Below are 20,969 nucleotides of genomic sequence, written 5' to 3' on the forward strand. Positions count from 1 at the left end.
AGAGATTATTTGGCGATGTTAACATATTTTCAGGACATTTGACGATCTCCCTGCTATAATCCGCGCCGTTTTCCCGTTCTTTAACATCCAGTGAGAGATACCGATGCATCCGATGCTCAACATCGCCGTGCGCGCTGCGCGCAAGGCCGGAAATTTAATTGCCAAGAACTATGAAACCCCGGACGCCGTCGAGGCCAGCCAGAAAGGCAGCAACGACTTCGTTACCAATGTTGATCGCGACGCTGAGCGCCTGATTATTGAGGTGATTCGCAAGTCTTATCCGCAGCACACCATCATTACAGAAGAAAGTGGTGAACTGCCAGGCGAAGACCAGGATGTACAATGGGTTATCGATCCGCTGGATGGCACCACCAACTTTATCAAACGCCTTCCTCATTTCTCCGTTTCTATCGCTGTACGCATTAAAGGCCGTACCGAAGTGGCGGTGGTTTACGATCCTATGCGTAATGAGCTGTTTACCGCAGTCCGCGGCCAGGGCGCCCAGCTGAACGGCTACCGTCTGCGCGGCGGCACCGCCCGCGATCTCGACGGCACCATTCTGGCGACCGGTTTCCCTTTCAAACTGAAGCAGCACGCCACGCCTTATATTAACATCGTGGGCAAACTGTTTACGCTGTGCGCCGACTTCCGTCGTACCGGTTCTGCCGCACTGGATCTGGCATATACCGCTGCGGGCCGCGTGGATGGCTATTTTGAGATCGGTCTGAAACCGTGGGATTTTGCGGCTGGCGAACTGCTGGTACGTGAAGCGGGCGGTCTGGTCACTGACTTTGTCGGTGCTCATGGCTACCTCACTTCCGGTAATATCGTGGCCGGCAACCCGCGCGTAGTGAAAGCGATGCTTTCCACAATGCGTGAAGAGCTGAGCGAAGCGCTGAAGCGCTAAGTTGCCGGGTCAGGTATGCGCCCTGCATGCCTGACCGCTGTTTATCGCATAAACAGTGGACGAAGGCCGCCGGACATAGCCGGTTGAGCGCCCAGCCACAGCATTACACCCGCCGCCGCCAGCAACACGCCCCCCGCCAGAGACAGACAAGACAATCCCACTTTTTGCCAGCCCGCCGCAGGGGCATGACGGCTCAGCTTCAGCGCCAGCGCGCGTGAAACCTGCACCAGCAGCGCCATCGCGGAGACGGTGATCGCGGTGCCGACAGCCATCGCCAGCGCCGAAACAACACCCCATCCATATACGCCGATCACCTTCGAAAACAGCAGCATCATGATGGCGCCGGAACAGGGGCGCAATCCCATGGACAGGACCACTATCACCTGCGTCTTCAGGCTCACTGCTTTATCGAGCATCGCCGCATCAGGCACGTGCTGATGTCCGCAGCCGCACTCTGCATGATGCTGATGATCGGCGGGTACTATCCTGCGGAATACCGGTGCGGACGGTGCTGAAAGCGCACGCGCGATCCGGCCTGCTGCCCGCCAGCAGAGCCAGATGCCCAGTCCTGTTACCAGCAAATAGCTGCCCTTCTCCAGCCAGTAGCTGCTGAGATGAAGCTGGCGTGAGGAGAGTTTCAGTATCACCAGCATCACCGTCACCAGCCCAATCGCCACGCTCCCCTGCACCAGCGAGGCCGCCAGCGTTAACCGCAGGCTGGTTCTGACTTTGGTCGGATGGGTAGCCAGGAATGTGGCGATCACGACTTTACCGTGCCCTGGCCCCAGCGCATGCAGCACCCCATAGATCAGACTGAACCCCATCAGCGTAAGGCCGGCCTGATGGGGATGAACGGCAACCTGCTGAAGTAACGCCGTCATCTGCTGATGAAGAGATTTCTGCCACAGCACGCTTTGCAGCAGAATTTGCGGCCAGTAGTGCCAGGCAAGCAGTGCGGCCAGTGCAAAAATCACCGTCAGCAGCATCAGCGGCCACGCCTGTCGCCAGTGCCGGCCCTTGCCGGCGGAAAGCGCGTTTACTGACATACCAGGGTTACCGTCTGGGCAAACTGCTGGCCGAGCGCCAGATCTTCCGATGGCGTATCGGCTTTATCCAGCGACAGCGCATAGGCCTGCATTGACGCATCCGGCTTCGGCGTGGTTAAGGTAAAGGCACACCGGTCAGCCAGATCGGCGGGAATGTGCAGGGATTTTTCAGAGTCGTAATACATATCCACAAAATAGGTCGGGTCGAAGGTTGAAAAAACGTAGCGCTGCCCTTTTAACGGCTGAGGTTCAGCCAGGGGTAAAACAAACTCCAGCACGGCGCGGTGGCCCTCGCGGGAAAGCTGGTAAAACGGCGGAAGATTGCCGAACTTCACCCGCTTCTCCTGGTGCCAGAATTCACTAAAGTAATGCTGTCCTAACACGTTCGCCATCACCTCCGCCGCCAGTTTTTTCCAGGTCTCTGAGCCTGGCTTCGCGTCACCGGCATCGTAAAGCAGATCGGCTGAGGTAATTTCATCCATGACCCAGTGCATTTTCAGACCGGTAAGCCGATCGCCTTTATGCACGAGCGTGGCCTGCATGTCGATGAAGCTATGGGGATGAGACCAGGCAAAAGCGGTGAACAGGGTGCTCAGTAACAGCACGCCCACCTTAACAGACACGTTATAACGTAACAATTACAATTCCTTTCTTCGTTAGCGCAAAAATTCTGTGACAGACCCTGAAAGCTATAAAAAAACCTGGCCTGTTTATGCCGTTCGCAAATCAGCCGGGCTATTCTTATCTTTGTCACTTTTTACCGGGATTACAGTCGATGAGTTCACTCTCACCTGAACCTGCTGTTTTCACCAGTTCACAGCGTCACTGTCACCTGCTTTTGCTGCTTTACCTCCCGGAAGCCGTCATTACGCTCGATTCGCTTTGTCAGCTTAACAGGGTGAGTCAGGCGATTACCCGGCAAGATATAGCGGAGGTGGGCTCAGAAATCCAGCGCTATCACCGGCTCCTCCTGATTGAGGGAGAAGAAGATAGCTACCGGATCGACGGTGCGGAACTGGATCAGCGTCTCTGCCTGCTGCACTGGCTGCGCCGGGCGCTGCGCCTTTCGCCCGACTTCGTGCTTAATCAGTTTGCCGGCGCCGTTAAGCAACAGCTGAAGGCGCTACGAATAGAGAAGGCGCTTTTCGATGAGCGCAATCTTGCCGCGCTGGTTCAGCATTGCAGTCATCAGTTAAACCGCCCTTATAGCGGCAGAGATTGCCAGTTCTTGCAGCTTTTCATGCAATATTCTTTATGCCGCCAGGTATGTACGGACTTTACTGAGCCGCAGTGCCAGTGGCTGATCGCCAGAGCGGAGCATCAGGTTGCAGAAGAAGTGGTACGTCACTGGCAGAAGCGCAGTAAAACGCCGCCGGCGCCCAGCGAAGTCTATTTACTTTCTCTGCTGTTCAGCCAGGTCTGTACGCCCACCGCCGCCGCCGTCACGCATCAGCATGAACAGGCTCTGCTGGAGGCAGTCAGCGAACTGACGGAACGTTTTCAACACCTTTCCGGTATGCACTTCAGTAATCAGGAGGCGGTCTGCGGCCAGCTCTATACTCACCTGGCCCAGGCGCTGGAGCGTGCGCTGTTTGGTATCGGCATTGATAACACGCTGACCGATGAGGTTGCCCGCCTCTATCCCAGACTCCTGCGCACCACCCAGGCGGCCGTCGCTGATTTTGAACAGCGGTATCACCTCACCTTTTCACCGGCGGAGATGGGCTTAATCGCCATTATATTTGGCGCCTGGCTGATGCAGGAAAGCGCGTTACAGGAAAAGCAGGTGCTGCTGCTGACCAGCAGCGATCCTGAACTGGAACAACAGGTTGAACAACAGCTGCGGGAGCTAACGCTGCTGCCGCTTAACATCAAATACCTTCACGTCAGCGAGTATCAGGTTCACAGCGCGCCTGAAGGCATTGCGCTGGTTATCACCCCTTACGCCACGCCTCTGCCGCTCTACTCTCCTCCGCTGATCCACGCCGAACTTCCGTTGCAGACGCACCAGCAGCAGCGTATACGCAAGCTACTGGAGTCCTGACAGAAGGCTGGAAGTCACGCTTAGTTGTCTGTGCCCGTCACGTCCGTGCTTCAGAAGCCGCAGGCCGCGGGCGCAGAAAGAGCGCCGGTACCACCAGCAGCGCCATAACCCAGAAAACAGTGCCCTGCAGATGCTGGAACAGTACGCCGCACACTATGGTCATGAGCGCGATGCCGCCGCCCATCGCCAGCGCGGAATAAACGGACTGCAGACGAATCACCTCTGCGCCCCTTCTTGCTGCAATAAAACGCATCGCCGCAAGGTGACAAACGGTGAAGCTTCCGCAGTGAAGGATCTGCGCCACAATCAGCCAGGGTAAGGCGGTCGTTGAACCGAGCACGCCCCAGCGCAGGATAGCGCAGACGCCCGAAAGCAGTAAAAGATCCCGCGCGCCCCAGCGCCTGAATAACCGGTTACTGGAAGCAAAGACAATAATTTCGGCCACCACGCCGAGCGACCAGAGGTAGCCCACCACGCTGGCGGAATAGCCCGCTTCCTGCCAGTAGATGGCGCTGAAGCCGTAATAAGCCGCATGCGCGCCCTGCATCAGCGTCACGCAGAGTAAAAAGCGCCAGACGGCGTTCTCCTGCAGCAGCTGTTTCCACTCCGGCCAGCCCGCCCTGTCGCTCTGTCTGGCACTGCCTTCGGGCATCACCGCCGGACGCAACAGCATCCCCGCCAGCATTGCCGACACGCCCAGGCACAGCATCCAGAGAATGGCCTGAGAGGAGTAAGCGCTAACCAGAACGCCCGTCAGCGCCGAGCTGATCACAAAGGCCAGCGATCCCCACAGCCTGACGGGGCCATAAGGCATGCCAATCTGGTTCTGCCAGGTTGCAGCCAGCGCATCACTGAGCGGCACCAGCGGAGAGAAAAACAGATTAAAGCCAATCATCACCAGCAGCAGCCATATCCAGAGGGCGGAGATCCAGAAGCCCAGCACAAAAAACAGCGACAGCATCGCCAGCAGGCGGAGGGCGGTAACGAGTTGGGAAGGACGGGTAACGCGGGAGGCGATAAGCAGGCTACCGGCAAAGCGGGCAATCATTCCGCAGCCCAGCAGCAGGCCTATCTTTTCAGGCTCAAGGCCCACGCCCTTCAGCCAGACGGCCATAAAAGGCAGCCAGACGCCGTAGGCGAAAAAGTAGGTAAAGTAGCCCAGACCGAGCCAGTATGCAGAACGAATAAGCATGATCCCTCCGACAAAGTGAGCCGTACTTTCTCAGAGGTCGGAGCTAAGATCAATTAACGGGACACATTTGTCCCGTTAATCTCTTCCCTTGCCGCTTTCCATAGTGACGGACAGCGGCTACAGCGCCTTAGGCGTAAACAGGGAAGCGTGCGCAGATTTCCAGCACCTGCTTCTTAACGCGTTCCTGAACGCTTTCGTCACCGATGTTGTCCAGGATATCGCAGATCCAGCCAGCCAGCTCACGCACTTCAGCTTCTTTAAAGCCACGGCGGGTGACGGCAGGTGAACCAATGCGGATGCCGGAAGTGACAAACGGGCTTTTCGGATCGTCAGGGACGCTGTTTTTATTCACGGTGATGTTGGCACGACCCAGCGCGGCGTCAGCTTCTTTGCCGGTCAGATTTTTGTCGACCAGATCCATCAGGAACAGGTGGTTGTGGGTGCCGCCCGAAACCACTTTGTAGCCGCGCTCCAGAACAACCTCTACCATCGCCTTCGCATTTTTCGCGACCTGCTGCTGGTACACCTTGAACTCAGGCTCCATCGCTTCTTTCAGCGCAACCGCTTTGCCGGCAATGACGTGCATCAGCGGGCCACCCTGGCCGCCAGGGAAGACCGCAGAGTTCAGCTTCTTGTACAGATCTTCGTCGCCACCCTGCGCCAGGATCAGACCGCCGCGCGGGCCTGCCAGCGTTTTATGGGTGGTAGTGGTGACGATATGCGCATGGGGAACCGGGTTCGGGTAGACGCCTGCGGCGATCAGACCCGCCACGTGGGCCATATCAACGAACAGCCAGGCACCAATGCTGTCTGCAATTTCACGCATTTTTGCCCAGTCGCAGATACCGGAGTAGGCAGAGAAGCCGCCGATAATCATTTTCGGCTTATGCTTCTGTGCCTGTGCGGCCAGGTCGTCGTAGTCGATTTTACCGCTATCGTCGATGCCGTAAGGCACCACGTTATAGAGCTTACCGGACAGGTTTACCGGTGAACCGTGAGTCAGGTGTCCGCCGTGCGCCAGGTTCATGCCGAGGATGGTGTCGCCCGGCTGGAGCAGCGCGGTATAGACGGCGAAGTTAGCCTGAGAGCCGGAATGGGGCTGAACGTTGGCATAATCCGCGCCGAACAGCGCTTTGGCGCGGTCAATCGCCAGCTGCTCAACGATATCGACATATTCACAGCCGCCGTAGTAACGCTTCCCCGGATAGCCTTCCGCATACTTGTTGGTCAGCTGAGATCCCTGTGCCTGCATGACACGCGGACTGGTGTAGTTTTCAGAAGCAATCAGTTCAATATGCTCTTCCTGACGTACTTTTTCCTGCTCCATTGCCTGCCATAACTCGGCATCGTAATCAGCAATATTCATATCACGCTTTAACATCCGCATCTCCTGACTCAGCTAACTTTTATCGGCATTGAACGGCCCGCTTGGGCGAAGACCCACAGTGTAAACTGTTTTACCTGCCGAGGGGTAGCCACAACGCGCGCTTTTTACGCAAACGATTGGCTTGCGATGCAGCAAGGGTTTATTCCGTTTTTAACCCGCCCTTTCGACCGGATATTTCTTCACAACCGCGATGCAGATTATTCACGTTAAGCCGGTCGCGTCACAAAAAAATGCCCCTGTCCCTGAAAGGTGTATTTACAAAACGCGCCGGGAAATTATAAGATGCATTTGAAATGCATCTTATAACTTTTCCTGCAGGAGCCACCTATGCTTGACGCCAAAACGATTGCTACCGTAAAAGCCACCATCCCTGCCCTGCTGGCAACAGGTCCACGTCTGACCGCCCACTTTTATGACCGGATGTTTGCCCATAATCCCGAGCTGAAAGATATTTTCAATATGAGCAACCAGCGTAATGGTAACCAGCGAGAGGCGCTGTTTAACGCGATTTGCGCCTATGCGGGAAATATCGAAAACTTACCTGCACTACTGCCCGCGGTTGAAAAAATTGCACAGAAGCACACCAGCTTTGCTATTCAGCCGGAACAGTATCAGATAGTGGGAACGCACCTGCTGGCAACGCTGGATGAACTGCTCAGCCCGGGACAGGAAGTCCTTGATGCCTGGGGCAAAGCTTATGGCGTATTAGCGGGCGTATTTATTCAGCGTGAAGAGCAGCTTTATCAGGAGGCTGAAAATAAAACGGGCGGCTGGCGGACGCCTCGTGCTTTTCGCATCAGTGACATCAAAGAAGAGAGCGACATCATCAAGAGTTTCCTGCTGACGCCGACGGACGGCGGGCCGGTGGCGGACTATCAGGCGGGCCAGTATCTGGGCGTCTGGGTGCAGAATAAAAACTTCGCCAATCAGGAGATTCGTCAGTACTCCCTGACCCGCGCGCCAAACGGCCGCGACTATCGCATCGCCGTCCGCCATGAGCCAGGCGGCACCGTATCAGGCTGGCTGCATCAGCACGCTCAGCAGGGGGATGAAATCCTGCTGTCGGCACCGGCGGGCGATTTCTATCTGAAGGTGTCACCGCAAACGCCGGTTACGCTGATTTCTGCCGGCGTCGGACAGACGCCTGTGCTGGCCATGCTTGATGTGCTGGCGGCCCAGCGCCATCCCTCAGGCGTACAGTGGTTCCATGCGGCGGATAACGGTAAGCGACACGCCTTCCGTGATGAAGTGACTTTGTCAGGCAGCAAGCTTGAAAAATTTTCGCAGCACATCTGGTATAACCAGCCGCTACCCCAGGATCAAGGCCGCTACGACAGCGAGGGATGGATGGAACTCATGCCGCTGGAGAGCCAGTTAAGCGATCCCGCCATGCATTATTATCTCTGTGGCCCGGTGATATTTATGCAGTATGTGGCGAAACAGCTTATCGGGATGGGGATTGAGAACGCGCGCATCCATTATGAGGTCTTCGGGCCGCATAAAGTTATCTGATTTGCGCAAAAACGCCATCGCCGTCCATAAGGGACGGCGATGCGGCGATTCAGGTCAGCAGATCAGATAGCCTCTTCGTCTTCCTCGCCGGTACGGATCCGCACCACTCGCGCCACGTCGAAGACGAAAATTTTACCATCGCCGATTTTGCCGGTCTGCGCGGTGCGCATGATGGTATCCACGCAGGTATCCACGATATCGTCAGAAATAACGATCTCAATTTTCACCTTAGGCAGAAAATCAACCATATATTCTGCGCCACGGTAAAGTTCCGTGTGGCCTTTCTGACGACCAAAACCTTTCACTTCGGTGACGGTCATGCCGGTGATGCCGACTTCCGCCAGCGCTTCACGCACGTCATCAAGCTTGAATGGTTTGATAATTGCATCAATCTTTTTCATGTCAGACCCTTTTCATTTCCCCCGTCGTGGAGGGTGATCCTGCGTTCAGTATAAGTGCAGCGGACAGGTCCCGCCGCGCGGCCCGTCTCTTTTTCAGGATGCTACGCTACCATATCCCGGCAGCGAAGCGGCACTGAAAATTACGCTTTAAAATCTGAAGCGTCGAGTTCATGGCGCGAGAGCAGCTTATAAAACTCCGTCCGGTTACGCCCGGCCAGCCTTGCCGCGTGCGTCACGTTGCCGTTTGTCATCTGTAGCAGCTTACGTAAATAGTTCAGCTCGAACTGGTTTCTGGCCTCGGCAAAGGTCGGTAATACGCTGCTTTCGCCTGCCAGCGCCTGCTCCACCAGCGCTTCGCTAATCACCGGCGCGGAGGTGAGCGCCACGCACTGTTCGATAACGTTGACCAGCTGTCGCACATTGCCGGGCCAGCTCGCCGCCAGCAGACGTTTCATCGCATCGGTGGAAAAGCGCCGCACAAAGGGCTTATGACGCTCCGCTGACTGCTTCAGCAGATGATTCGCCAGCAGCGGAATATCCTCGGAACGCTGCTGAAGCGTGGGGATTTTAAGATTCACCACGTTGAGCCGGTAGAAAAGATCTTCGCGGAACGTCTGTTTCTCCATCGCTTCAGGCAGGTCCCGGTGGGTGGCAGAGATGATCCTGACGTTAATATCCCGATCCTGATTGCTGCCCAGCGGCCGCACCTTGCGCTCCTGGAGTACCCGCAGCAGTTTTACCTGCAGCGCCTGAGGCATATCGCCGATTTCATCAAGAAAGAGCGTACCGCCCTCCGCCGCCTGAAAAAGCCCCTCCCGGCTGCTGACGGCCCCGGTAAAAGCGCCTCTGGCATGACCAAACAGCTCCGATTCAAGCAGCTGCTCGGGAAGCGCACCGCAGTTGATGGCGACGAAGGGATTTCCTGCCCGCGGGCTGGCAGCATGTATGGCCTGAGCCAGAATCTCCTTACCGGTCCCGCTCTGGCCATTGATCAGCACGCTGACGTCCGACTGCGCCACCATCCGCGCCTGTTCCAGCAGGCGAAGCATGATCGGACTGCGGGTGACGATGCTTTCCCGCCAGGCATCGTCGCTGGCGGGCGCCCGGTGCGCCAGCGCCTGGTCGATAGCGCTGTAGAGCGCGTCCCGGTCAACGGGCTTGGTAAGAAAGCTGAATACGCCCTGCTGCGTGGCCCAGACGGCGTCGGGGATAGATCCATGCGCGGTAAGGATGATCACGGGCATACCCGGCTGCTGTTTCTGGATCTCACTGAACAGCGCCATCCCGTCCATCTCATCCATACGCAGGTCGCTTATCACCAGATCCACCTTTTCCCGGAGTAAGGTTTTCAGCGCCTCAGGGCCGCTTGCGGCCGTCAGGACACTGAATCCCTCACTGGCAAGACGCATTCCCAGCAGCCTGAGCAGGCTGGGATCGTCATCCACCAGAAGCAGGCTGGCTGATTTTTTTATCATGGCTGGCTCGCCTCCTCTTTCGTGGTGCCAGGCGTTGCCACATCGTTGTCAGGCTGCCCGTCGCGATCGCCCGCATGGCTGCTGTCTGAAGTCTCAGGCGAGCGCCGTGAAGAGAGCTGTCGCTCAATATCGGTCAGCGTCTCCAGCTTGCGGCGCGTGATGCTCAGCGCCTCATTCCGCTCACTCAGGCTCTGGCGAAGCGCATCGAGCTCGCTGTCGCTACTCTGCCGGAGCTGATAATAGCGCATACGCTCAGCAGCAAGCTCTAGCTGGCCGGACTGGCCGTTACGCCAGAGCTGGATCAGCGGCCTGACCGCCGGAGGATAGTCCGGACTGAACAGCGCCAGCCGCTGCATATACTGCCGTCGCTCCACGGGCGTCACGTTGCCGTTGGCCAGCAGCACACCCTGCCTGAAAGCGTTCTGCCAGTCATTCGCCGGCCAGCGGCGCGCTTCCGCCCGCGCTTCAGCGGGAGAAAGACGTCCCGCACAGTCGATGCCTCTCAGCCAGTAAAGGGCATTATGGCTCACCTTGTCACCCTGTAGATCCCATATCCGGGCGCAGTCAACCTGCTGAAAATCGATCACCTTAGCTTCCGGCTCCGCCTGCGGCGTTAACGGCTTGCTGGCGGCTAACCCCGGCGCTTTGGTCGTACAGGCCGCAAGCAGTGCGGCGCAGAAAAATAGCGCAGCGATACGGCCAGCGCCCGCGCTTACGGCGGTAAAATTATCAGTTCTCATTATCTGTCATTCCCGGCGGCAGACGTGAGTTCGATCCGAAAACAGACCACCGCCCCTTCATTTTGAACCAGCTGCAAATCACCCTGCAGGCGTTGAATACAATCTCTGGCGATGCTGAGCCCCAGCCCGCTCCCTTTCACGGCGCCCTTTCGTTGCTGGCTGCCCTGGAAAAAGGGTTCAAATATCATTGCCTGTTCGGTAGCAGGTACCGGCGTTCCGGTGTTTTCCACCTCAATAACCGACCTGTTACCCTGACGGCGGCTGCGGATCCAGATGGTACCGGATTCGCTGCCGTAATGTATTGCGTTCGAATAAAGATTGTCGATGGCCCGCGCCAGCAGCATCGGTTCCGCCAGGCAGGTTTTTTCAGCCAGCGTAATGTCGGTCTGCACTGATTTGGAACGGGCGGTCAGGCTGTGCGTACTGACAATCCGCTCCACCAGAGCCTCAAGGTCGACCGGGACCCGCGCCACTGGCGCATCGGATAGCTCGCGGTTGTAATCAAGCAGCTGTTCTATCAGCCGCTGCAGATGGCAGCTGCTTTCGTCGAGAATCGCAACCACATCCTGCTGATCGGCAGTGAGCGGCCCGGCGACTTCGTCAGCCAGTAGCGCCGTCCCCTCCCGCATACTGGCAAGGGGCGTTTTCAGCTCGTGGGAAATGTGTCGCAGAAACTCATGGCGCTGTGACTCCAGCCACGCCAGACGTTCGCTCAGCCAGAGAATACTTTGCCCGAGCGAACGCAGCTCTCTCGGTCCCCTGGCCGCCAGATTGTGGCTGAGCCGCTTTCCTTCCCCCAGCCGGTTAATCATCCGCTCAACCGCCTTTACCGGGCCGATAATCATCCGGGTAAACAGCAGCACCAGACCGACGCTGAGCAGAAAGAGGATCAGCGCCTGCCAGCCAAAATACTGGCCGCGCTCGGCAATTTCACGCTGTAGCTGTAGCCCCCGGGAAAAGGCCACTTCACGCGTGGACTGGACAAGCTGGCCGTTGGAGGCTGAAAAGGTCTCAAGCGCCTGCGAGGCCGCCCTGACCGGACTGCTGTTGGTACAGGCAAGGGTATTAAGACTGACCAGCGACTGGCTTAACCGCTGGGAAATCAGCGCATCTGCCAGCACAGAAGCATGCTCTTCCAGCATCCGGGCATATTTTGTTCGCTGCGTCTGATATAGGTTGGCCAGCATGGGGTCATCCAGTACGCAATATTGCCGGTAGCTGCGTTCAAGCTCCAGGGCGGTGCGGGCCATTGCCTCGCTGCGGCGGACGTCGGTCAGGGTAGTCCGGTTGGTATCCGCCGCCCGGTCGCTGAGCGCCGATAAGCTCTCCCAGGCCTGCCAGGCCAGCACCAGCAGCGGCAGCAGCACTAGCAGAAAGGCCATCAGCACCAGCTGTCGCAGGGAACGCGGAAATAAACGCCATTTTTTCACAGGAGGCTCTCACTTTTTATCGTGTCCTGATGCTAGCTGAGTGCGGCGCGGGAGGAAAGGCTCAGGCAGAAACGAAAAATGGCAGATTCAGAGAATCTGCCATTCCGGACAGGCTGCGCGGCGCAGCCTGAAAAATAGGTGGTGCCTAACTCAACGTTGCGTCCGGTGTCTGATAAAGCCACAGCGTGGACTGTTATCGGTTAGGTGGACGGCAGGCACCGTATTGTGCGTCATTCGATGTGTTATGAAGCGCTTGTCCGCTTGCGCAGGGCTGTCATAGCTAAGTGAATGAGCCACTGGGTTTATTATAGCAAGCCGCGTGCCAATAATGAAAATAAAAATTTAATTATCTGATATTTAAGGAAATTAAATAAATTCGTTCTTTACCTCATCGCCCTCTTCACTGCAGCGGCAGGATAACTGTCGTCAACAGGCAACACTAAACAACGCTGTTTTTATATAGCATTTAAATCAATAGATTACATGTCTCCATTTGGAGACACCCTATATGAGCCTTTGTCGGCAATTTGCAACAGTTTGCCTGACAGTAAAAAAGCAGCCGCATGGCTGCTTCTGATAAAAGTGTGAACAGCGACAGCAGGGGAACGGCTGCCGCTTAAGCCTGCTTAGCCCAGCTGCTTCCGGGCGTTGCGGAACAGGCGCATCCATGGGCTGTCTTCACCCCATCCTTCCGGATGCCATGAGTTGCTGACCGTACGGAATACCCGCTCCGGGTGCGGCATCATAATGGTGACGCGACCGCTTTCGTTGGTAACGGCGGTAATACCGTTCGGCGAGCCGTTCGGGTTGGCCGGATACTGCTGCGTGACTTTACCGAAGTTATCCACGTAGCGCAGTGCGACCAGACCTTTGCTTTCAAGCGTCGCCAGGTGAGCGTCATCACGAACTTCGACGAAGCCTTCACCGTGGGAAACGGCGATGGGCATCCGTGAGCCCTGCATGCCATCCAGCATCAGTGAGGGGCTGGCGGCGATCTCCACAAGGCTGAAGCGGGCTTCAAAGCGCTCTGACTGGTTACGGACAAAGCGGGGCCAGGCTTCGCTTCCCGGGATCAGCTCGCGCAGGTTCGACATCATCTGACAGCCGTTACAGACGCCAAGCGCCAGCGTTTGCGGACGGTGGAAAAAGGTTTCAAACTCATGGCGCACGCGAGCGTTAAACAGGATGGATTTAGCCCAGCCCTCGCCGGCGCCCAGTACGTCACCGTAAGAGAAGCCGCCACAGGCCACCAGCGTCTGAAAATCTTCCAGCCCGCGACGCCCTGCAAGCAGATCGCTCATATGCACATCAACCGCCTCGAATCCGGCGCGGTGGAATGCCGCCGCCATCTCAACATGCGAGTTAACGCCCTGCTCACGCAGCACGGCCACTTTAGGCCGCGCGCCGGTTGCGATAAAGGGAGCCGCAATATCCTCTTCAGGTTTGAAGGTCAATGCCACGTTCAGGCCGGGATCGCGATCGTTTTTCTTCGCCTCATGTTCCTGATCGGCGCAGGCAGGGTTATCACGCAGGCGCTGCATTTGCCAGGTCGTTTCCGCCCACCAGGTACGCAGCGTGGTACGGCTTTCGCTGTATACCGCATTATCCCCTGCGGTAATCACAAAACGATCGCCGCGTTGGGCACGCCCAAGGAAATGCACGCAGTCAGCAAGGCCGTTAGCGACAAATACCGCTTCAACTTCTGCCCGATCCGCTGCCGCAACCTGAATGACGGCACCCAGCTCTTCATTAAACAGCGCGGCAAGGGGATCGCTGCCCAGGGCGGCGATATCCGCTTCAATGCCACAGTGACCGGCAAAGGCCATCTCAGCCAGCGTCACCAGCAGTCCGCCATCAGAGCGGTCGTGGTAGGCCAGCAGCTTGTCATCTGCCACCAGCGTCTGCATCGCGTTAAAGAAGCCAGCCAGCTGCTGCACATCGCGAACGTCTGCGGGTTTGTCACCGAGCTGACGGTAGACCTGTGAGAGGGCGGTTGCGCCGAGCGCGTTAACGCCTTTGCCCAGATCGATCAGCAGCAGCGCGTTATCTTCCTGCGGCTTCAGTTCCGGCGTGACGGTACGGCGTACATCTTCCACACGGGCAAACGCGGTGATCACCAGCGACAGCGGTGAGGTCATCTCACGCTGTTCAGCGCCCTGCTGCCAGCGGGTCTTCATCGACATAGAGTCTTTGCCGACCGGAATAGTGATGCCCAGCGCCGGGCAAAGTTCTTCACCCACGGCCTTCACGGCCTCATAAAGTCCGGCATCCTCACCCGGATGGCCCGCAGCGGCCATCCAGTTAGCGGAAAGCTTGATGCGTTTGAGCGAGCCGATCTGCGTGGCGGCGATATTGGTCAACGCCTCGCCCACTGCCAGACGGCCAGAGGCGGCAAAATCGAGGAGCGCAACCGGCGCACGTTCACCCAGCGACATCGCCTCACCGTAATAGCTGTCCAGGCTGGCGGTTGTGACGGCACAGTCCGCAACCGGGATCTGCCAGGGGCCAACCATCTGATCGCGGGCAACCATACCGGTTACCGAGCGGTCGCCAATGGTAATCAGGAAGGTTTTCTCAGCGACGGCCGGAAGATGCAGTACGCGCTTAACGGCATCTTCAAGCGTAATGCCATCGCGATCCAGCGCCTCACCTTTTGCCTGCAGCGTGCTGACATCGCGGGTCATTTTCGGCGTTTTGCCCAGCAGCACATCAAGCGGCATATCGATAGGTTTGTTATCGAAGTGGCTGTCAGTGAGAGACAGATGCATCTCTTCGGTCGCTTCGCCAATCACGGCATAAGGCGCGCGCTCACGCTTGCAGAGCGCGTCAAACTGCGCCAGTTTGTCAGGCGAAACGGCCAGCACGTAGCGCTCCTGAGATTCATTACACCAGATCTCAAGCGGACTCATGCCGGGTTCATCATTGAGAATGTCACGCAGGTTGAAACGGCCGCCGCGATGACCGTCGCTCACCAGCTCGGGCATCGCGTTGGAAAGCCCGCCCGCACCCACATCGTGGATAAAGAGAATCGGGTTCTCTTCGCCCAGCTGCCAGCAGCGATCGATTACTTCCTGGCAGCGACGCTCCATTTCCGGGTTGTCGCGCTGCACGGAGGCAAAATCCAGGTCAGCATCGGACTGACCGGACGCCATAGAGGAGGCTGCCCCGCCGCCCAGACCAATGTTCATTGCCGGACCGCCGAGAACGATAAGCTTCGCGCCCAGCGTAATTTCGCCTTTCTGAACATGATCGGCACGGATGTTGCCCAGGCCCCCCGCAAGCATCACGGGCTTATGATAGCCGCGCAGCTCAACGCCGTTATGGCTGTTAACCCGCTCTTCATAGGTACGGAAATAGCCAGTCAGGGCTGGACGCCCGAACTCATTGTTAAAGGCTGCGCCACCCAGCGGACCTTCCGTCATGATATCGAGTGCGGTCACGATACGATCCGGCTTGCCGAAATCCTCTTCCCAGGGCTGCTCGAAGCCGGGAATACGCAGGTTAGACACGGAGAATCCTGTCAGTCCGGCCTTGGGTTTGGCACCACGGCCCGTTGCGCCTTCATCGCGGATTTCACCGCCGGAGCCGGTTGCCGCGCCCGGCCATGGGGAGATGGCGGTGGGATGGTTATGGGTTTCCACCTTCATCAGGATATGCGCCTCCTCCTGATGGAAATCATACTGGCCCTTGTCGGCGTCAGCATAAAAACGACCAACCTGAGAGCCTTCCATGACCGCCGCATTATCTTTATAGGCGGAGAGCACGTAATCGGGCGTCTTCTCGAAGGTATTTTTGATCATTTTGAACAGCGATTTCGGCTGCGCTTCACCGTCGATGATCCAGTCGGCGTTGAAGATTTTATGACGACAGTGCTCTGAGTTCGCCTGAGCAAACATATAAAGCTCAATGTCGTTCGGGTTGCGCCCAAGTTTTTCAAACGCCGCCTGCAGATAGTCGATTTCATCATCGGCCAGCGCCAGGCCCAGCTTGCGGTTAGCCTCAACCAGCGCCTCCCGGCCTTCGCCCAGCAGATTCACGCTTTGCAGCGGTGCTGGCTGATGGTGCGCAAACAGCTGCTCTGCCTGCGAGAAGTCGGTCAGAACCACCTCCATCATGCGATCGTGCAGCAAGGTAGCGAGTTCCCCCCACTGCGCTTCCGTCATCTGTGGCGCTTTGACATAAAAGGCCAGGCCACGCTCAAGGCGTTTGACCTGCGGCAGGTCGCAGTTGTGCGCAATATCGGTGGCTTTGGATGACCACGGAGAGAGGGTGCCTGGGCGGGGCGTGACCAGCAGCAGGCGCCCTTCAGGCGCATGTCCGGCGAGAGAGGGGCCATATTTCAGCAGGCGCGCCAGGCGGGCTTTTTCCGCATCGGAAAGGGGCGCGCTGACCTCGGCAAAATGGACATACTCAGCGTAAATGTCACTCACCGGCAGGTGAGCGTCCTGAAAGCGGGCCAGCAATTTAGTAACACGAAATGCCGACAGAGCGGGCGAACCACGCAGAATTTCCATCATCAAAGATCTCTCGTCTTCGAAGCGCCGGGCGACGCTTCTTTGGGCGCAACAGGGAAAGCGGCGGTATTATAGAGAATCCCCACCCGTTACGAAACCGTTTGCGCAGAATTTATCAACCAGCGGAATTGGCTTAAAATCGCACAATCCGGCATGAATTCAGTTGCACCGGGGGGATGAGTTGCGCAAAATGCCCCACGCTCAGGATCCAATAAAGATCACAAATACTGCCGTTACAGACAGAAACCTGAGAGCAATTGAGAGATAACTATTTGAAACGCCTGAAATTTAATTATCTGTTTATTGGGCTTATCACCGTGCTGCTCTCGCTGGCACTGTGGCCTGCGATCCCCTGGTATAGTAGCTCGCAGGACCAGTTAGAACAGATAAAATCGCGGGGAGTGCTGCGCATCAGCACGCTGACTTCATCGCTGACCTACTACACAATTAATAAAGCGCCGGCCGGTATGGATTACGAGCTGGCAAAGCGTTTCGCCGATTATCTGGGCGTTAAGCTGGAAGTGACCGTCCGTCAGAACCTGAGCGAGCTGTTTGACGATCTGGAAGATGACAGAGCTGACGTGCTGGCGGCGGGATTACTCTATAGCGGCGATCGCCTGTCACGTTTTCGTACCGGCCCGACTTATTATTCCGTTTCGCAGCAGCTCGTCTACCGGATGGGCAAGCCGCGTCCGAAGAGCCTGGGCGATCTGACTGGACGGCTGACGGTGGCCTCTGACTCCGCCTATCTCTCCACGCTACGCAGCATCAAGCAGAATCAGTATCCCGATCTCGACTGGGCGATATCTACCGATCAGAGCCCTAATGCGCTGCTGGAGGCGGTGGCGGATGGCAAGCTCGACTACACGGTCGGCGATTCCCTGTCTATTGCCCTGCTCCAGCGCATTCATCCACAGCTGGCGGTGGCCTTCGACATTACCGATGAAGAGCCGGTCACCTGGTATATGCAACGGACTGAAGATGACAGCCTGAACGCGGCGCTCCTCGACTACTTTAATCAGATGGGCGAAGAAGGCATTTTAGCGCGGCTGGAAGAGAAGTATCTGGGTCATCTTGGGACGTTCGATTACGTCGATACCCGCACTTTTTTGCGCGCTATTGACAGTACATTGCCCGCTATCCGGCCGCTGTTCGAAAAATATGCCAGTAAGATTGACTGGCGTCTGCTTGCCGCCATCTCTTACCAGGAGTCGCACTGGAATCCGCAGGCAACCTCCCCTACCGGGGTGCGCGGTATGATGATGCTGACGCGAAACACGGCTGAAAGCCTGGACGTCACCGACCGGACCGATCCCGAGCAGAGCATTCGCGGCGGCAGTGAGTATCTGACGCGGATGATGGAGAAAGTGCCAGATACCGTTCCTGAAGATGAGCGTATCTGGTTTGCGCTGGCGGCCTACAACATGGGCTATGCGCATATGCTTGATGTGCGTACGCTGACGGCCAGACAGAAAGGCAATCCCGACAGCTGGGCAGACGTTAAGCAGCGGCTGCCAATGCTGAGCCAGAAACGCTATTACAGCAAAACCCGGTATGGCTACGCGCGGGGCCACGAAGCCTATAACTATGTGGAAAACATCCGGATTTACCAGCTAAGCCTGGTCGGCTATTTACAGGATCAGGAACGTAAACTGGCCCAGCAGGCGGCGCTGGAAGCAGAGCTGGGCAACGGCTATCCTACCGTCAAACCGGAGATTGCGCTGAACTGATCCAGAAGGGACGAGGTTCGCCCCTTCTGAACTATCCGGAAGCTGAATCAGACGCCGCCTGACGTTGTTTATCACGCAGCGCCTTTTTTTCCGCCCGACGGTGCCGGAAGAAATCGCTGAGCATGGCCGCGCACTCCCCGGCCAGCACGCCCTGGTCAATAGCCACCTGATGGTTCATGCCGGGATGCCCCAGCACATCAAGCAGCGAACCAGCCGCCCCCGTTTTCTCATCTTTTGCGCCATAAACCAGCCGGTCTATTCTGCCATGCACCATGGCACCCGCACACATAACGCAGGGTTCCAGCGTGACATAGAGCGTGGTGTCCAGCAGACGGTAATTTTCAAGCACTTTACCGCCCTGCCGCAGCGCCATAATTTCCGCATGCGCCGTGGGATCGTGATGCCCGATAGGCCGGTTCCAGCCTTCGCCTATGACGCGATCGCCCTGCACCAGGACAGCGCCGACGGGTACTTCACCTTCTTCCCAGGCCCTGCGAGCCAGCATCAGCGCGTGGCGCATCCAGAATTCATCATTAGGGGTCGTGCTCACCTGAGTCTCCAGCTAAAAAAACGCGGGGCAGTATACCCGTTTACTCAAGCTGTTGCAGATCTCCGCGCGGCGTGACCCGCCAGCGGTGCTGGCAGAAAAAGAGCAGCGGGTTATCCTGCTTACTGTCGCTGTATCCGCTATAGAGCTGCAGCGGCGTCCCGATTTGCTCCTCAAGACGCGCCACTTTTTCATGACCCAGGCAGCGTACCGCCAATACCCGCCCACCGAAACCACGTTTCATCTGGCTGGCGATCAGCTTCACGCGGGGAAGAAAAGCCGAATCGAAGTAGACCTGCTCGACCAGAGGCTGCGGCGAACCGGTGATCAGCCAGACGTCAGCGTCAGAGCTATTGAGATAGTCCGTCAGCCGCTGCTGAACAACCGGAAAAGCGGTTACCCGCTGACGAAACCAGGCGGCAAAAGAGGCTTCACGCGCCCGCAGGCTCGCCTCGCTGTGTCCAAAGGTAATCGACCATAGCAGCAGGCTCATCGGCCAGCGCGCGGCCCGTCCCTTAATTAACAGTCCGGCGCCCACGATCGGCAGAACTGGCAGCACCAGCAGCAGGTTCAGTGGTTGGCGCCAGAGAAGGTAACGCATAAAGGTGCCAAACATATCCTGCTGATGAAGCGTGCCGTCCAGATCGAAAAACACCACACGACGTTCCTTACCAGTAGTCAAACATTACTCCTCGGGGTCGTTGAAGCCCATAAACCAGGCAAACAGAAAACCGCAGATAACAGCTGTCAGCCAACCTGCCAGATAAAGCATAACCTTACCAGAGATGATAGTGAGCGCCAGTGGCAAACCGGAAATACCAAAGGTAATCACCGTTGCCACTTTGGCAGAACTGATTACCGCCCCGCCCACAGCACCGCCAAGACAGGCCGCAATAAAAGGTTTGCCCAGCGGCAGGGTGACGCCAAAGATCAGCGGTTCGCCCACCCCCAGAATCCCGACGGGTAACGCCCCCCGGACCAGTTTTTTCAGCCGGGCGTTCCGGGTTTTCAGCAGTACGGCCAGCGAGGCACCCACCTGCCCCACACCCGCCATCGCCAGAATCGGCAGCAGGGCATTAACGCCATGCGCCTGTACCAGTTCAACGTGGATCGGCACCATACCCTGATGCAGCCCGGTTAATACCAGCGGCAGAAAAGTGCCCGCCAGTACCGCGCCGACCGCTATGCCGCCGCGATCGATAGCGAGAGATGCGCCATGAGCGATCGCATCGGAGATCACGCCGCCCAGCGGTTGCAGCGCGACGATTGCGACCGTTGCAGTTATCAGTGTAGTCAGAAGCGGGTTAAGGATCAGCTCAACAGACTCTGGAAGCCATTCGCGCAGCCTTTTTTCGATCCAGCACATCATGGCTACCACCAGCAGCACGGCGATCACGCCGCCCCTGCCTGGCTGCAAGGCTTCGCCAAACAGGGTAATCTGCGCCAGCGCCGGACTGGAGAGAATCCCTGCCATCACCCCGCCCAGCGCGGTGGACCCGCCGAAAACTTTAGCGGTATTCACGCCGACCAGGATATTCATAATGGTAAAAATGGCGCTGCCAAAAATGGCAGCCAGTCCAAGCGCATTAGGATACTGGCTGGCAAAGTCACCCACGATATCGGGCCGTCTGAGGATATTAATAATGCCCGTAATCAGGCCCGAAGCGATAAATGCCGGGATCAGCGGAATAAAGACATTCGCCAGCTGGCGGAGCGCGTCGCTCATCGGCGCCTTATATTTTTTCTTCGTGGCGGCTTTAGTGGCGCTGATATCTGCCGCTGCTGGCTGTGCCGCCATCAGGCTGCGCATCGCGTCCACCACTTTTGCCGACGCGCCAGGGCCGACAATAAACTGATGCTGATCTCCCTGCCTGACGTAGCCTTTCATTCCCTCAAGCAAACGCATTTTTTCCACATCAAGCTGGCTGTCATCGCTGACTTCCACCCTTACGCGGGTCATACAATTTTCCAGCCTGATGATATTCCCGGCCCCACCGATACCTTTCAGTAATTCACTTGCCAGACGTTTAGCGTTATCCATGGC

At 57.3% G+C, this 20,969-nt stretch carries 16 protein-coding genes; 4 read left to right on the forward strand and 12 right to left on the reverse strand.

The features are described from left to right. Positions 1-103 precede the first annotated feature (103 nt). Positions 104-907 (forward strand): inositol-1-monophosphatase, encoded by an 804-nt coding sequence (gene suhB, locus AAH446_RS15170; RefSeq protein WP_342907517.1) that lies wholly within the window; start codon positions 104-106, stop codon positions 905-907. A gap of 41 nt (positions 908-948) precedes the next feature. Here the strand turns inward: suhB and AAH446_RS15175 are convergent, their stop codons facing one another. Together AAH446_RS15175 and AAH446_RS15180 are read right to left on the reverse strand one after the other, a co-directional pair. After that, entirely contained in the window at positions 949-1,953 is a 1,005-nt protein-coding gene (locus AAH446_RS15175; protein WP_342907518.1) for a nickel/cobalt transporter, read from the reverse strand. Further along, positions 1,944-2,591: a DUF1007 family protein gene (locus AAH446_RS15180; protein ID WP_463322823.1), complete on the reverse strand. Its 648-nt coding sequence runs from the start codon at positions 2,589-2,591 to the stop codon at positions 1,944-1,946. The genes AAH446_RS15175 and AAH446_RS15180 overlap by 10 nt, the downstream gene beginning before the upstream one ends. Before the next feature lie 137 nt (positions 2,592-2,728). Here AAH446_RS15180 and csiE point away from each other — a divergent pair, with 137 nt between their 5' ends. Next, positions 2,729-3,997, forward strand: coding sequence for a stationary phase inducible protein CsiE (gene csiE / locus AAH446_RS15185; RefSeq protein ID WP_342907519.1), 1,269 nt, complete (start codon positions 2,729-2,731; stop codon positions 3,995-3,997). A gap of 37 nt (positions 3,998-4,034) precedes the next feature. On the opposite strand, the gene AAH446_RS15190 is transcribed toward csiE, so the two are convergent. Together AAH446_RS15190 and glyA are read right to left on the reverse strand one after the other, a co-directional pair. Further along, positions 4,035-5,189 carry a 3-phenylpropionate MFS transporter gene (locus AAH446_RS15190; protein ID WP_342907520.1) on the reverse strand — a complete coding sequence of 385 codons (1,155 nt, stop codon included), beginning with the start codon at positions 5,187-5,189 and terminating at the stop codon, positions 4,035-4,037. 127 nt (positions 5,190-5,316) lie between these two features. Beyond that, positions 5,317-6,570, reverse strand: coding sequence for a serine hydroxymethyltransferase (glyA, locus tag AAH446_RS15195; protein WP_342907521.1), 1,254 nt, complete (start codon positions 6,568-6,570; stop codon positions 5,317-5,319). 333 nt (positions 6,571-6,903) lie between these two features. On the opposite strand from glyA, the gene hmpA reads away from it, so the two are divergent. Beyond that, entirely contained in the window at positions 6,904-8,088 is a 1,185-nt protein-coding gene (gene hmpA, locus AAH446_RS15200) for an NO-inducible flavohemoprotein (protein ID WP_342907522.1), read from the forward strand. A gap of 62 nt (positions 8,089-8,150) precedes the next feature. Here hmpA and glnB read toward each other — a convergent pair whose 3' ends face one another. The 5 genes from glnB to purL form a co-directional block, all read right to left on the reverse strand. Beyond that, positions 8,151-8,489: a nitrogen regulatory protein P-II gene (glnB, locus tag AAH446_RS15205; protein WP_024965400.1), complete on the reverse strand. Its 339-nt coding sequence runs from the start codon at positions 8,487-8,489 to the stop codon at positions 8,151-8,153. 140 nt (positions 8,490-8,629) lie between these two features. Next, positions 8,630-9,964: a two-component system response regulator GlrR gene (gene glrR / locus AAH446_RS15210; RefSeq protein WP_342907523.1), complete on the reverse strand. Its 1,335-nt coding sequence runs from the start codon at positions 9,962-9,964 to the stop codon at positions 8,630-8,632. Further along, positions 9,961-10,704 carry a two-component system QseEF-associated lipoprotein QseG gene (qseG, locus tag AAH446_RS15215; protein ID WP_342907524.1) on the reverse strand — a complete coding sequence of 248 codons (744 nt, stop codon included), beginning with the start codon at positions 10,702-10,704 and terminating at the stop codon, positions 9,961-9,963. The genes glrR and qseG overlap by 4 nt, the downstream gene beginning before the upstream one ends. Further along, positions 10,704-12,134 carry a sensor histidine kinase gene (locus AAH446_RS15220; protein WP_342907525.1) on the reverse strand — a complete coding sequence of 477 codons (1,431 nt, stop codon included), beginning with the start codon at positions 12,132-12,134 and terminating at the stop codon, positions 10,704-10,706. Before AAH446_RS15220 ends, qseG begins: the two co-directional genes overlap by 1 nt. 626 nt (positions 12,135-12,760) lie before the next feature. Continuing rightward, positions 12,761-16,651 carry a phosphoribosylformylglycinamidine synthase gene (purL, locus tag AAH446_RS15225; RefSeq protein WP_342907526.1) on the reverse strand — a complete coding sequence of 1,297 codons (3,891 nt, stop codon included), beginning with the start codon at positions 16,649-16,651 and terminating at the stop codon, positions 12,761-12,763. A gap of 269 nt (positions 16,652-16,920) precedes the next feature. Between purL and mltF the strand changes: the two genes are divergently transcribed. Continuing rightward, a complete protein-coding gene (gene mltF / locus AAH446_RS15230; RefSeq protein ID WP_342907527.1) occupies positions 16,921-18,378 on the forward strand; it encodes a membrane-bound lytic murein transglycosylase MltF in 1,458 nt (485 codons plus the stop codon). A gap of 31 nt (positions 18,379-18,409) precedes the next feature. Here mltF and tadA read toward each other — a convergent pair whose 3' ends face one another. Genes tadA through AAH446_RS15245 form a run of 3 tightly spaced genes read right to left on the reverse strand, consistent with a single transcriptional unit; the run spans position 18,410 to position 20,966 of the window. After that, a complete protein-coding gene (gene tadA, locus AAH446_RS15235) occupies positions 18,410-18,928 on the reverse strand; it encodes a tRNA adenosine(34) deaminase TadA (RefSeq protein WP_342907528.1) in 519 nt (172 codons plus the stop codon). Positions 18,929-18,968: 40 nt separating this feature from the next. Continuing rightward, positions 18,969-19,607 carry a phosphatidylglycerophosphatase C gene (yfhb, locus tag AAH446_RS15240; RefSeq protein WP_342907529.1) on the reverse strand — a complete coding sequence of 213 codons (639 nt, stop codon included), beginning with the start codon at positions 19,605-19,607 and terminating at the stop codon, positions 18,969-18,971. Positions 19,608-19,610: 3 nt separating this feature from the next. Next, on the reverse strand, positions 19,611-20,966 hold the full coding sequence (locus AAH446_RS15245) for a PTS transporter subunit EIIC (protein ID WP_342907530.1): 1,356 nt from the start codon (positions 20,964-20,966) through the stop codon (positions 19,611-19,613). Positions 20,967-20,969 lie beyond the last annotated feature (3 nt).

The sequence above is a fragment of the Erwinia psychrophila genome (assembly GCF_039023475.1).
GTDB lineage: Bacteria > Pseudomonadota > Gammaproteobacteria > Enterobacterales > Enterobacteriaceae > Erwinia.